The following is a 13294-nucleotide window of genomic DNA, read 5'->3' as shown; positions in this document are numbered from 1 at the left end:
AACATATATTAAAATAAATATGCCGGGGGTGTTTTGCGTTGAAAAAACATTTCATAGAATTGGCAATGGCAGTTCTTATGCTGGTCTGTTTTTATATTCTGTCATGGGAAGCGGCAGAAACTGCAGGCAGACTTATAGATGTATCTGGAAATATAAAAGCAGATCAGGTGATCCTGGTGGATGCCGGTCATGGCGGTGTGGATTCTGGAATGGTGGGAATCGGTGGACTGAAGGAAAAAGGAATCAATCTGGATATTGCCATGAAGCTAAAAACGATCCTGGAAAAAAAAGGCCTTGTCGTAGTAATGACCCGGGAAGAAGATAAAGGTCTTTATGAAAATGGTACAAAAAATATGAAAGCACAGGATCTGCAGAATCGTATTGAACAGATCCGGAAATATGAACCGGTGCTTTCTGTGAGTATCCACCAGAACAGCTACAGTGATCCCGGAGTAAAAGGTCCGCAGGTATTTTATTATGAGGATTCGGAAGGCGGAAAAGAACTGGCACTTGCGATCCAGGAAAACATGAACCGGAAGCTTTCCATTGCACGGCCGCGGGTGGCAAAAGGAAACAGAACCTATTATCTTCTGAAGAGAAGTCCGGGTGTGATCAATATCGTAGAATGTGGATTTCTTACAAATCCGGAGGAAGCCGCCCTGCTTCAGACAGAGAAGTATCAGAGAAAGGTAGCAGAGGCTGTGGCTGATGGAATCGTTACATATCTGAAAAAACAGAAGGAAAACGAAAATAATTGAAAAAAATGTGAATAGCCTTTTCATAGGAAGGTGATTCTGCTATACTTTACGTGAATTAAGGAGAATCCTATGCTTGGAATCATTTATCTTATATTATGTATGTTAACAGGAATGGAAATGGCAGGATGTCTGTTTCCGCGTCAAACAACTGAAAGAGGAAACAGGATATGGGTGGTCCTGCCGGCAGCGTTTGGGATGGGAATCCTGATGCTGACCTGGGCAGTCTATATTCTTTCCTGGATGTTCAGCATATGCGCGGGGGCAGAGCATCCTCTTTTTTATGGAAATCTGATCGTATTTCTGGTAGATATCCTGCTGCTTTCGGGAATCTTCCGGTGGAAAAAGAAAAAACAGCAAAAAATGTTTGTGATATCCGAACGGATGATCAGCAGAAAATGGATCCTGAAAAAAGAGCTTCTGCTTTTTGGCATTTTGACGGTTTTTGTGACCTGGATGATGTTTTACGTTTTCCATATGAAAGACGGCATTCTGTACTCCGGCTTTTCGGTATACGGAGATTATGCACCCCACACGGCAATGATGCGATCTTTTTCACGGGGAAATAATTTTCCTACCCAGTATCCGCATTATGGCGGGCAGGATGTGAAATATCATTTTATGTTCCAGTTCCTTGTGGGAAATTTGGAGTATCTGGGCCTTCGTCTTGATCTGGGATATAATCTGGTAAGCATCCTGTCTCTGGCGGGATTTCTTATGGTGCTTTACGGGATCAGCTACCGGATGTTCAAAAGCTTCTGGGCAGGGGCAGCTGCCATTGTTTTCTTTTTTTTCCGCAGCGGAACAGCGTTCTGGCGTTATCTGTGGGAACATCTTCAGGCGGGGGACCTTGTACGGACGCTGGAAGAAAATACGGCGTTTATCGGTTATACTACCAATGAAAACTGGGGATTATGGAATTTCAATGTATATCTGAACCAGCGTCATCTGGCTTTCGGCCTTCTGATGGCAGCTGTAGCGGTATGGACCTTTATGGATTGGGTGGAAGCCGGATGCAGTCGCAAGGAGCAGGGATTTTTGTGGGTCCGTAACCGTTTTTTTACAAAAAAAGCCTGGATCTGCAGAAATGTGGATACGGCGATTCTTCTGGGACTGTTTCTGGGATTAACTGCCTTCTGGAACGGAGCTGCGCTGATCGGCGGACTTCTGATCCTTGCCGGACTGGCAGTGTTTTCTGACGGTAAGCTGGATTATGTGATCTGTGCCGGATTGGCAGTGCTTTTTTCGGAACTGCAGTCGAAGATCTTTGTGTCGGGAAGTGTTATGAGTCCATCCTTTTACTGGGGCTTTCTGGCAGACAATAAAAGCATTTCCGGTGTACTCTGGTATCTGGTGGAGATCAGTGGATTTTTCTTTGTGGGAATGATCGTGGCAGCAGTATTTCTGAAGAGAGGTCAGCGGGCAGTGCTGATGGGCTGTTTGCTTCCAATGGCATTTGCATTTCTGGTATCTCTGACTCCGGACATCAATGTCAATCATAAATATGTGATGATTTCCTATGCCTTTGTGACAGTTTTCTGGGGCTGGATCGTAAGATGTGTTTTCCTTGCAGGGAAAAACAGCTGGAAGAAATGGGCCGGTCGCGCAGCGGCAGCGGTCCTTTGTATCTGTCTTAGTGCAACGGGGATCTATGATTACGTGATCATCTTAAGAGACAACGATTCCGCACACAGGATGACTGTAAATATGGAAAGCAGCCTGACGGACTGGCTCAGTGCAAATCTTAAGAAAAATGATCTTCTGCTGACACCGGAATATACCATGAACGAGGTCACTATGTCCGGTGCCATGCTGTATTGCGGATGGCCTTATTATGCATGGTCTGCAGGGTACGATACGAGCTATCGTGCCGGCCAGGCAGTGCTCATATATACCACGGATGATCCGGAGCTACTGAAAGCTACCGTAAAACAGGAAAAGATCACATATATCCTGTTTGAGGAGGATATGGAATTTGAACAGCAGGAATGTCGTGAGGATATCATCAGGGAGACATATCCACTGGTGTATACCTCAGAGGATGGGAGAATAAGAATCTATGAAACATGACAGCTTATATATCATTATGCCGGCATATAATGAAGAAAAAAATATCGGGACCGTGATCGAGCAATGGTATCCGGTAGTGGAGAGGATCGGCGGGGACAGCCGCCTGGTGATCCTGAATGATGGCAGCAAAGATGCTACCTACAAAAAGATACAGAATTATCAGAAAAATTATGACCGTCTTATCGGAATCGATAAACCGAATGAAGGACATGGAGGAACAATCCTTCGGGGATATCGTTACGCAGTAGAAAAAGGTGCCGATTATATTTTTCAGACGGATTCAGACGGCCAGACACTTCCGGAGGAATTCTGGCAGTTCTGGGAAAAACGTCAAAAGTGTGGGCTTCTTATCGGCTACCGGAAGAAGAGAGAGGATGGGCTTTCCAGGATTTTTGTGACAAGAATACTGCGGCTTGTGCTTTTCCTTATTTTTGGAACCTGGGTAAAAGATGCAAATACGCCATATCGGCTGATGGATGGAAAACAGCTCGCCAAAGTACTGAAGCGTATCCCAGGCGGATTTTTCCTTTCCAATGTGCTGATGACCGTGATCTATGAAAAACATCATCTTTATGTGGAATATATCCCCATTACATTCCGACCGAGACAGGCCGGAAAAAATTCTATCAACATGAAACGGATCATAAAGATCGGAAGACAGGCATTTGCGGACTTTATCCGTCTGCGGGGCAGGCTCTGATACAGGAGGGACAGAAGGATGAAAAAAAAGATCAGAGAATTATTTCCGGAGCTGACTGCAGCAGTGCTCCTGACAGTACTTTCTGCGTATCTCCTGGGAGGAGATGTATGGACATTCTGGACCTGGTGGCTGCTTGCACTGTTCATGGGAATGGTGGCAATGCCGGTCACAGGAAGGCTTTTTGGTGGTTTTGAAGACCGGGGATGGCTTTTTTCAAAGGTACTTGCCATTGCAGTTACCGGATTTCTCACCTGGATTCTGGTAGCGGTGGAAATCCTTCCTTTTACAGCTGCAGTGTGTGTAGGGGTATCTGTGGCTGTTGGCATTTTATGTGCTGTACTTTTTCATGTTCAGCTGAAGCATGGCATTGAATGTTATCCGACGGGAAAGGTGCGGCTGATCTTTCGGGAGGAGCTTCTGTTTTTTGGGATCTTTCTGCTGTGGACTTATCTGGCAGGATTCCGGCCACAGGCATACGGAACAGAGAAATTTATGGATTATGGCTTCATGGAGGCCATGATGCGGAGCAAAACTCTTCCTGCACGTGATCTCTGGTATTCTCAGGGAACCATCAATTATTACTATGGCGGGCAATATTTTGCAGTGTTTCTTACGAAGCTTACAGGAAGCCGAGTGGAAGTGACTTATAATCTGATGCGTACCTTTGTGGCAGCGTTTGCCTTTGTGTATCCGTTTTCCCTGGTCCGTCAGATGACGAAGGACAGGCTGTATGGACGACTGGATGGAAAGAAGAAATATATTCCTTCACTGGCAGGAGTTACTGCAGGTATTGCAGCATCTATCGCGGGAAATGTACATTATATCGTCTACCGTTGTGTACTGCCGCTGATCCGGAAGATACAGGGAGTGGCAGAAACAGCCAGCTACTGGTTCCCGGATGCAACTCGTTACATAGGGTATAATCCGGTGAATGACAGTGATAAGACCATACATGAATTCCCATGCTATTCCTTTGTTCTGGGAGATCTTCATGCCCATGTGGTAAATGTGATGTTTGTGACATTTCTGGTGGGAATGCTCTATGCATGGCTGAAAATGATCCGAAAAAGAGGGTCTGAGCCTGAAAAACAGGAACGCAGTGTTTTCTGGCTGAGACAGCTTCTGATGCCGCACATCCTTCTGGCGTCCGTTTTTCTTGGCATGTTCCAGTGGACCAATTACTGGGATTTTGTGATCTATTTTGTAGTGACCGGTGGAGTTGTCCTGATCGCAAATATCATACGATTTGAGGGAAAGATAATCAGGATCCTGGCAGTGACGATCGTACAGGCAGTGGAGATCATAGGTCTCTCTTATCTGGTGATCCTGCCCTTTACATTGAAATTTGATACGATGGTACAGGGGGTGGCACTGGCACAGCATCATTCACTGTGGTATCAGCTTCTGATCCTCTGGGGACTTCCGGTGCTCCTTACTGTTTTGCTGATCCTGTCTGTCATCACAGAAAAAATGAGGGGACTGAAGCATAAAAGTCTTTATAGGCTGCTGGAGGCAATCACAGTTCCGGATCTTTTTGCAGTGATCATGGGCTTATGTGCTATCGGACTGGTTTTGATCCCGGAGCTTGTATATGTGCGGGATATTTATGAAAATGGAAATGCTAGAGCCAATACTATGTTCAAGCTGACGTATCAGGCATATATCCTTTTCGGAATGACAATGGGATATGGGATTTATCGTATGCTGGTGATATCTAGACAGAAGATCATCCGGATCCTTTCAGGTGTGGGGCTTTTTGTACTGCTCTGGACCGTGGGCTATTTCGGAAATGCCGTGCATTCCTGGTTTGGGGATGTCTGGAAGGTTTCGGAGTATCAGGGACTGGATGCAACTACATTTCTTGAGCAGGATTTTCCTCAGGATGCGTCGGCGATCCGCTGGCTGAAGCAGAATATCAAGGGCTCTCCTGTGGTGCTCGAGGCTAACGGGGACAGCTATACCGGATATGAGAGAGTTTCTGCATCTACGGGGCTTCCGACCGTACTGGGATGGTATGTGCATGAATGGCTCTGGAGAAATAATGTACCTGACCTCAATGAAAAAAGTGCGGACATCCAGACTATTTATACATCTACAGATGCAGAGACGGTAAAAAAACTGATCAGCCGTTATGATATTTCCTATATCTTTGTAGGAGGACAGGAAAAAGAAAAATACGGAACAGAGCTTAATGACAGTGTTCTTCAGAGTCTGGGAAGTATTGTCTTTGAAGATGATATGTCAGGAACCTACATTGTGAAAGTGGAGCAGGATTGACATTTTTTCCATAATAACGCTATAATGTAACTATTATGTAGCTATCTGTTAACGGATATGCTCAGCAGGAGATTTCTGCTGAGCAGTATACAGAAAAAAGTGACAGTTGCAGGATGGCAGCAGAGAGGAGGATATTATGAACAGAATCGACAGACTTTATATGGAAATGATCCATTATTATCAGGGGGATCCGAAGCATATCCAGCATTTTGTGAAGGTGCATGATCTTTCAAGGCTGATCGGCCAGAGTGAGGGTCTGGATGAAGATACGATGTATGTTCTGGAAGCTGCGGCTCTCGTTCATGATATCGGGATCAAAGTCGGTATGGAAAAATACGGACGCTCTGATGGAAAGACGCAGGAAGCAGAAGGTCCGGCAGCTGCCAGAGAGATGCTTACCGCACTGGGCTTTCAGGAGAGGGTGATCCGCAGAGTGGAATATCTGGTAGGACATCATCATACCTATAAGGATATTGACGGGCTGGATTATCAGATCCTTGTGGAAGCTGATTTTCTGGTTAATTATTTTGAAGATGGACTGGATAAAGAACATATAAAGAAAAGTGCAGAGAAGATCTTTAAAACAGAAACAGGTAAAAAAATAGTAAAAGACATGTTTTTCCCGGAGACTTTTCAGAAATCCGAAACCTGGGCACAGGATGCCCTTCAGGATCTGGAAGATTTTATTGAAGAGCAGGGGATTTATATCAGACAGTAAATGGAGCGTAAAATGAAAGCAGAAATAGCAGTTATGACAGCAGAGAATATAGACAGAAAGGCAATTGCCAGAGGTGGCGAGATCCTGAAAAACGGCGGGCTTGTGGCATTTCCCACAGAGACTGTATACGGTCTTGGAGGAAATGCCCTGGATCCGAAAGCATCGATGAAGATCTATGCAGCCAAGGGAAGACCTTCGGACAATCCGCTGATCGTACATATCGCAGATATCCGTGACCTGGATAAGATCGTTACGGAGGTTCCTGAAAAAGCCAGAGTACTGGCTGAGAAATACTGGCCGGGTCCGCTGACAATGATCCTTCCCAAGGCAGATATCGTGCCAAAGGAAACAACCGGAGGACTGGACAGTGTGGCAGTACGTTTTCCAAGTGATCCTATCGCACAGGAGCTGATCCTTGCGGCTGGCGGATATGTGGCAGCGCCAAGTGCCAATACTTCCGGAAGACCAAGTCCTACGACAGCGGGACATGTGGCAGAGGATCTGGGAGAAGCCATTGATATGATCATTGATGGAGGACAGGTAAATATCGGTCTGGAATCTACGATCGTAGATTTTACAGAAGACATACCGGTAGTCCTGCGGCCGGGATATATTTCCCTGGAAATGCTCCGGGAAACACTTGGAGATGTAAGGATGGATAAGGGGCTGATCAAACCGGACAGCAAAGTCCATCCAAAAGCACCGGGAATGAAATACCGTCATTATGCACCAAAGGCAGATCTTGCCATTGTGGAGGGGTCCACAGAGGGTGTGATCGCGGAGATCGAAAAAAGAGCCGGAGAGGCTGAGGAGAAGGGACTGACGGTGGGGATCATCGCAACAGATGAAACAAAAGGCCGATATTCACATGGAATCGTAAAGAGTATCGGAAGCCGGGAGCAGGAAGAAACCATCGCGCATCATCTGTACGAGGTCCTGCGTGATTTTGACAGCTGTAATGTAAGTGCCATTTATTCAGAGGCATTTTTTACACCAAGAATGGGACAGGCGATCATGAACCGCTTACTGAAAGCGGCTGGTCATAAAATTATCAACGTTGAGGAGGAGAAAGAAAATGATAGCACTGGGATGTGATCATGGCGGCTATGAGCTGATGCAGGAGGTAAAGAAGCATCTGGAAGAGAGAGGACTGGAGTACAAAGATTTTGGATGCAATGGTCCGGAATCTGTAGACTATCCTGTTTATGGAAAGAAAGTAGCACAGGCGATCGTGGACGGTGAGTGTGAGAAAGGAATCCTGATCTGCGGAACAGGTATCGGAATTTCCATCACTGCTAATAAATTCAAGGGAATCCGTGCTGCACTTTGTACAGATTGCTTTACTGCAGAGGCAACAAGACTTCATAACGATGCCAACATTCTGGCCATGGGCGGTCGTGTAGTAGGACCGGGACTTGCTCTGAAGATCGTGGATACATTCCTGGATACACCATTTTCCGGGGATGAGCGTCATATCAGAAGGATCAACATGATCGAGGATTGATCGATCAGTAAGAAACCAATAGAAAAAGAGGATTCTGTATGGATAAAAAAGGACAGAAACGACAGGGATATCTTTCCTGGGATGAGTATTTTATGGGTGTTGCCATGCTTTCCGGCATGCGTTCCAAGGATCCGCATTCACAGGTTGGTGCCTGTATCGTAAGTGAAGATAACAAGATCCTGTCAATGGGGTACAATGGATTTCCAAAGGGATGTTCCGATGATGAGTTTCCCTGGGGAAGAGAAGGAGATCCGCTGGATACCAAATATCTTTATGTGACACACAGTGAGCTCAATGCCATCCTGAACTACCGGGGAGGAAGTCTGGAAGGTGCCAAGCTTTATGTGTCCCTGTTTCCCTGCAACGAATGTGCCAAGGCTATTATCCAGGCAGGGATCAGGACTATCGTATACGACTGTGATAAATATGCAGATACTCCGTCGGTGATCGCATCCAAAAAAATGCTGGATGCAGCCGGAGTCCGGTATTATAAATATAACCGGACAGACCGTGAGATCACCATTAAAGTGTAAAAGAGAACAAAAATAAAAGAAAAACAGCAGCCTGGCTCCTGATCCATCATATCATCAGGGCTTCCGCTGCTGTTTTTTATGAATGGTTAAGAATGTGCTTCGGAATGAGAATCTTCCGGTGCGGATAAGGCTGTGGGAGAGATCTTTTGTGGAAAACTTAAGCAGACTTTGAAAAGGTCACCGTCCAGATAAAGTTTAAAGGTGCCACCTTGAAGCTGGGTAAGGCTCTGTGCGATGGATAATCCAAGTCCGCTGCCTTCTGTATTTCTGGCAACATCGCCGCGGATGAAACGTTCGGTCAGTTCTTCAGCCGGAATGTTCAGAGGCTGTGCGGAAATATTTTTCAGGGTAAAGATGACTTGATCTTTTTCCAGAAGAACTTCTGCATAGACTCTTGTGTTCTCCATGGCATATTTCAGAATATTGCCGAAAAGATTTTCAAGGATACGCCACATCCGTCTGCCATCGGCATAGATCATGGCAGGAAAATCAGGCAGATGTGTCATCAGGGTCAGATGTCTGCTTTTCATCCGTTCTTCGAATTCACCCATCACCTGGTAAAGCATTTCCACAAAGTTCAGTTCCGTCATTTCCAGAGAAAGATTTCCGGTACTGGCTTTGGAAGCTTCCACTACATCTTCGGTCAGACTTTTCAGACGATGTGCCTTTGAGTCCAGGATCTCAAGATATTTCAGTGCTTCCGGATCTTTGAGGTTCAGCCTTTTCAGCAGATCAATGTAATTGATGATGGAAGTCAGTGGCGTTTTCAGATCATGGGAGACATTAGTGATCAATTCGGTTTTCATACGCTCATCTTTGAGGCTTTTTTCCACGGCAGCGTCCAGCCCGTCACCAATGCGGTTGATATACTGTGCCATTGCTTTCTGATCACCACGGAGTTCCTTTTCCGGGATCTTGTAAGTGAGCTCTCCATCGGTGATCCGTTTTAGGCCATCAAGGAGGAGTTCCCGTCCAAGAGCAATTTTGTAGACGCAGAAAAGCGCACCCAGATCCAGAAGGAATAGAAGCAAAAACATCAGGAACCATCCATCAGATGCCGCGAGCAGGGCACTGAAGAAAAATTCAAGGAATAGAAATACGCCAAGTCCCACTACCATACGTATTCTGCTGATGGTATTCCTGGAGAAAAAATCGATCAGCTTACCGGCTTTACAAAGACACAGACGGGGAAGCTTCAGGCATTTGCGAAGCAGGCTGTTTTTCCACAGGGTGCGAGCTTTGATTCTGCGGATCAGGCTTAAATAGCCGATCCAGAACAGGCACGTGATCAGGAAAATCGTGATACCCAGGATGATCAGGGAGGAGACAAGGTTATAGGTGGAAGCTTGCATGCTCAGTCCTGCAGTCAATACACCAAGTGCCGGGATACACACAAGTCCGGCTGCTACTTCCGTATAGATCCTGTCAAAAAAGTTCAGTTCTGGTTGAGCAGTGTCTGTATTACCGCTAGCGGAATTTCTTTTTCCGGTGTGGACAGTAAGCCAGATAAAATCTATGATAAAGAGCAGAAAACTGATCACGGTGATCACAGCAGCCGGGATAAATAAAGTACGGTAAGTCAGGAAATGCTGTCTGTCAGTTTTAATGGAATCCTGTACAGGAAGGCTGGTATCATCGATCCAGGCAAGAAAACTGCAGTTTTCATCGTATGTGGAGTTTCGAAGGAGATCGATCCAGTTTCCTACAGAAGGGTTTGCAGCAGCGGAAAGGTTCAGATTCATAAGACCATTCCGGGCATTTTTCTCATCTGTGGCAGTTTCGTTGACATTTAGGAACACGTAAGGCTTTTTGTCTGAAAAACCGGAAATATCAGTCAGGTCGGAAGTATAGGCTGCATCTGTATTTGTGAAGATTTTCTGTGAGGTGTTATCCGTATAGGCATAATGGATATTGGAATTATCACTGCTGTATTCATCCAGTGTCTGAGCAGCTTCTGTCCAGCTGGAAAAAAGATCCCGGGCATTATCCAGCTGCTCAAAGGCATCGTTCAGGTTCCCTTTGAAATTCCTGGTTTTGGATGAGGTGGAATTCATGTAATCCAGGAGACTGTCGTAACCTTCCGGTGCACAGGGGATATCAAGGATCGGAGTGAGCATATCTGCCACGTCTGTGTAAACCACGTTTCCGTTTTTGTCTGTAATGTTTTTCAGAGGTTCCTGTGACTGGATGCCGCCGTCTGCATATTCGGCGCTCAGAGCGGAAAGAATCCTCTCAGTCCAGTCTTTCTGGGAAATTCCCTCGTATTTCAGGGCACCGGAGTTGGCATTTAGTTGCAGGGTTCCGTCTTCCAGAGCTTTTTTGAAATCGGAATAGTACATATATTTTTTTTCACCCTCCGGGGTGGTAAGGCCCAGGACGATCCAGTCATCATTGGAATGGATGCTCTGTGAGCTCCATTCCTTAAGATCATTGAAGGAATAGGCTAGTCCGGAGGTGTTTTTGAAGGAGAGGGAATCTCCGTTATAAAGCTCTCCGAGATCAATGTATGCATCTTCGTTTGTTTTATCTAGGATTTCTCTGGCTGAGATTCCGGACAGGATTGTGGAAGCTTTTGAGTAAAAGCTGTCAGCAAAAGCAGAGGTCTGGAAATAATCCTTTGTTTTAAGATCCTCGGCAGAGTCCATCCGGATACCTGCCTGGATCACCAGTGCCGCTGAAAAGACCATGATCAGAGGCAGGATAAGGGCAAGGACAAGAGCAGGAATGCGCATAAATGAACGGTTTTTTTCCGTATGTTTATTTTTATTCATAATACCCCTTTCTGAAGTACAGATACTTCATGGCCGGCTGGTTCACCGGCTCAGTTTTTCGATTTTATAACCCAGGCCCCAGACAACTTTCAGATAGCGGGGATCCCTGGGGTTGATCTCAATCTTTTCGCGAATGTGACGGACGTGGACAGCTACCGTGTTATCCGCGGCCAGAGCATCTTCATTCCAGATGCTCTCGTAGATCTGCGTAGTGGAAAAAACACGTCCGGGATTTTTCATGAGAAGAAGCAGGATATTATATTCGATGGGCGTCATCCGTACCGCTTCTCCATCTACCAGCACCTCTTTTTTGTCGTCGTTTACCGTAAGACCTCCGGTTGTGTAGATATGTTCCGATGCTGTCGGTGCAGCGGAGCCAAGCTGTGTGTACCGGCGCAGCTGGGATTTTACCCTGGCGATCAGCTCCAGAGGATTGAAAGGTTTGGTGATATAGTCATCTGCACCGATGTTAAGGCCCAGGATTTTGTCCGTGTCTTCAGATTTTGCGGACAGGATGATGATGGGCAGAGGATTGCTTTCCCGGATCTTGACCGTTGCCCGGATCCCGTCGAGACGGGGCATCATCACATCGATGATCAGCAGATCTACAGTTTCGCTGTTCAGGATATCCAGCGCTTCCTGTCCGTCATAGGCTTTCAGAATGTGATAGCCTTCCTGCGTAAGATAGATTTCGATAGCTTCCACGATGTCTTTGTCGTCATCGCAAACAAGTATGTTAGCCACTTTTTTGTACCTCCCTGATGTTATTAGAATAGCAGCCGGAAATTAAGACGAAAGGGGTAAATTCTTAAGATTCCATGAAATCCATTGTACTATATTAAGTATATAGTGTAAACAGAGAAAGCCTTGTTGGCAGCAGACGTGATGTGCTAAACTAGTACTAGATAACAGAAAATAACGATATTGGAAGAAAGATCAGGAGAAAAGTGAAAGTGGAGAATGAAAATAAAATCAGCAGTATGGCAGGGAGCGCGCACTGTACGGAAGAAATTATGTCAGCTTGTGCTCTTTGTCCAAGAGAATGCCTGGCAGACCGGAGTGCAGGGAAAAAAGGCTTCTGTGGCATGGATGAGAGAATTTATCTGGCAAGGGCTGCACTTCATATGTGGGAGGAACCCTGTATCTCCGGAACAAAAGGCTCCGGGGCAGTGTTCTTTTCCGGGTGCGGGCTGCGCTGCTGTTTCTGCCAGAATCATGATATTGCCATCGGGAGCAGGGGACGGGCTGTAAGTGTGGAACGGCTTGGAGAGATTTTTCTGGAACTGAAGGAAAAAGGAGCTGCAAACATCAATCTGGTAACAGGTGCACACTATGTACCACAGATCATAGAGGCACTGGATATGGCCCGAAGGAATGGTCTGGATATTCCGGTGGTGTATAATTCCAGCGGGTATGAAAAAACAGAAACCCTGAAGCTTCTGGAAGGATATGTGGACATTTATCTTCCGGATCTGAAATATCTGGATCCGGAGCTTGCACAGAAATTTTCTTATGCGCCGGATTATGTGCAGGCTGCAAAGGCTGCAATTGGAGAGATGGTGCGTCAGACCGGGAAATGTGAGTTTGGAGAGGATGGATACATCCGGAAAGGAACTATTGTCCGTCATCTGATCCTGCCGGGACATACAGGAAATTCCATAAAGGCTTTGAGGTATCTTCATGAAACCTATGGGGAAGATATTTATATCAGTATTATGAATCAGTATACGCCGGTGAGAAAATTTGTGGAATTTAAGGAATTAAACCGGAAAGTTACAAAAAGAGAGTATGAAAAAGTTCTGGATGCTGCTGTGGATATGGGGATTCAGAATGGATTTATACAGGAAGGAGAAACTGCTTCAGAAAGCTTTATTCCGGATTTCGATTATGAGGGAGTGGAAAAAAATACTCCATAAATGGAAGGAGGCCGGTACTTTCGTACCGGCGCGTATGAAAAAGAAAAATA

The 13294-nt window shown here is 45.8% G+C and carries 11 protein-coding genes; 9 read left to right on the top strand and 2 right to left on the bottom strand.

Annotation, left to right across the window (positions count from 1 at the left end):
- The first annotated feature begins 38 nt into the window (after nt 1-38).
- The 8 genes from BLP57_RS00160 to BLP57_RS00125 all read left to right on the top strand — a co-directional run bounded on the left by BLP57_RS00160 (nt 39) and on the right by BLP57_RS00125 (nt 8557).
- Nucleotides 39-758, top strand: a complete 720-nt coding sequence (locus BLP57_RS00160; protein ID WP_242872522.1) for an N-acetylmuramoyl-L-alanine amidase — start codon at nt 39-41, stop codon at nt 756-758.
- A gap of 69 nt (nt 759-827) precedes the next feature.
- Nucleotides 828-2825 carry a hypothetical protein gene (locus BLP57_RS00155; RefSeq protein WP_092068340.1) on the top strand — a complete coding sequence of 666 codons (1998 nt, stop codon included), beginning with the start codon at nt 828-830 and terminating at the stop codon, nt 2823-2825.
- Nucleotides 2815-3525 carry a glycosyltransferase family 2 protein gene (locus BLP57_RS00150; RefSeq protein ID WP_092068337.1) on the top strand — a complete coding sequence of 237 codons (711 nt, stop codon included), beginning with the start codon at nt 2815-2817 and terminating at the stop codon, nt 3523-3525. Before BLP57_RS00155 ends, BLP57_RS00150 begins: the two co-directional genes overlap by 11 nt.
- An 18-nt stretch (nt 3526-3543) precedes the next feature.
- Nucleotides 3544-5802 carry a DUF2298 domain-containing protein gene (locus tag BLP57_RS00145; RefSeq protein ID WP_092068334.1) on the top strand — a complete coding sequence of 753 codons (2259 nt, stop codon included), beginning with the start codon at nt 3544-3546 and terminating at the stop codon, nt 5800-5802.
- Between the two features lie 136 nt (nt 5803-5938).
- Complete coding sequence (locus BLP57_RS00140) at nt 5939-6520, top strand: HD domain-containing protein (RefSeq protein WP_092068707.1); 582 nt, start codon at nt 5939-5941, stop codon at nt 6518-6520.
- A 12-nt stretch (nt 6521-6532) separates the two neighbouring features.
- Entirely contained in the window at nt 6533-7615 is a 1083-nt protein-coding gene (locus BLP57_RS00135) for an L-threonylcarbamoyladenylate synthase (protein ID WP_022426059.1), read from the top strand.
- Nucleotides 7596-8024 carry a ribose 5-phosphate isomerase B gene (gene rpiB, locus BLP57_RS00130; RefSeq protein ID WP_015527166.1) on the top strand — a complete coding sequence of 143 codons (429 nt, stop codon included), beginning with the start codon at nt 7596-7598 and terminating at the stop codon, nt 8022-8024. Before BLP57_RS00135 ends, rpiB begins: the two co-directional genes overlap by 20 nt.
- Before the next feature lie 38 nt (nt 8025-8062).
- Nucleotides 8063-8557: a deoxycytidylate deaminase gene (locus tag BLP57_RS00125; protein ID WP_015527165.1), complete on the top strand. Its 495-nt coding sequence runs from the start codon at nt 8063-8065 to the stop codon at nt 8555-8557.
- Between the two features lie 86 nt (nt 8558-8643).
- On the opposite strand, the gene BLP57_RS00120 is transcribed toward BLP57_RS00125, so the two are convergent.
- The gene (locus tag BLP57_RS00120) at nt 8644-11328 is read right to left on the bottom strand and encodes a sensor histidine kinase (protein ID WP_092068331.1); all 2685 of its coding nucleotides are present in this window, start codon (nt 11326-11328) and stop codon (nt 8644-8646) included.
- Nucleotides 11329-11370: 42 nt separating this feature from the next.
- A complete protein-coding gene (locus BLP57_RS00115; protein WP_059085991.1) occupies nt 11371-12072 on the bottom strand; it encodes a response regulator transcription factor in 702 nt (233 codons plus the stop codon).
- Nucleotides 12073-12308: 236 nt separating this feature from the next.
- On the opposite strand from BLP57_RS00115, the gene BLP57_RS00110 reads away from it, so the two are divergent.
- Complete coding sequence (locus BLP57_RS00110; RefSeq protein ID WP_044961497.1) at nt 12309-13244, top strand: radical SAM protein; 936 nt, start codon at nt 12309-12311, stop codon at nt 13242-13244.
- Nucleotides 13245-13294: the final 50 nt, after the last annotated feature.

Source organism: Blautia sp. SF-50 (assembly GCF_900101315.1).
Taxonomy (GTDB): domain Bacteria; phylum Bacillota; class Clostridia; order Lachnospirales; family Lachnospiraceae; genus Blautia_A; species Blautia_A fusiformis.
This window is presented reverse-complemented; position numbering and strand designations above follow the sequence as displayed.

What these genes read in the sequence shown, in the direction of transcription:
- BLP57_RS00155 (WP_092068340.1), top strand. Translation starts at nt 828, where the DNA reads ATGCTTGGAATCATTTATCTTATATTATGTATGTTAACAGGAATGGAA.
- BLP57_RS00150 (WP_092068337.1), top strand. Translation starts at nt 2,815, where the DNA reads ATGAAACATGACAGCTTATATATCATTATGCCGGCATATAATGAAGAA.
- BLP57_RS00145 (WP_092068334.1), top strand. Translation starts at nt 3,544, where the DNA reads ATGAAAAAAAAGATCAGAGAATTATTTCCGGAGCTGACTGCAGCAGTG.
- BLP57_RS00140 (WP_092068707.1), top strand. Translation starts at nt 5,939, where the DNA reads ATGAACAGAATCGACAGACTTTATATGGAAATGATCCATTATTATCAG.
- BLP57_RS00135 (WP_022426059.1), top strand. Translation starts at nt 6,533, where the DNA reads ATGAAAGCAGAAATAGCAGTTATGACAGCAGAGAATATAGACAGAAAG.
- rpiB (WP_015527166.1), top strand. Translation starts at nt 7,596, where the DNA reads ATGATAGCACTGGGATGTGATCATGGCGGCTATGAGCTGATGCAGGAG.
- BLP57_RS00125 (WP_015527165.1), top strand. Translation starts at nt 8,063, where the DNA reads ATGGATAAAAAAGGACAGAAACGACAGGGATATCTTTCCTGGGATGAG.
- BLP57_RS00120 (WP_092068331.1), bottom strand. Translation starts at nt 11,328, where the DNA reads ATGAATAAAAATAAACATACGGAAAAAAACCGTTCATTTATGCGCATT.
- BLP57_RS00110 (WP_044961497.1), top strand. Translation starts at nt 12,309, where the DNA reads ATGGCAGGGAGCGCGCACTGTACGGAAGAAATTATGTCAGCTTGTGCT.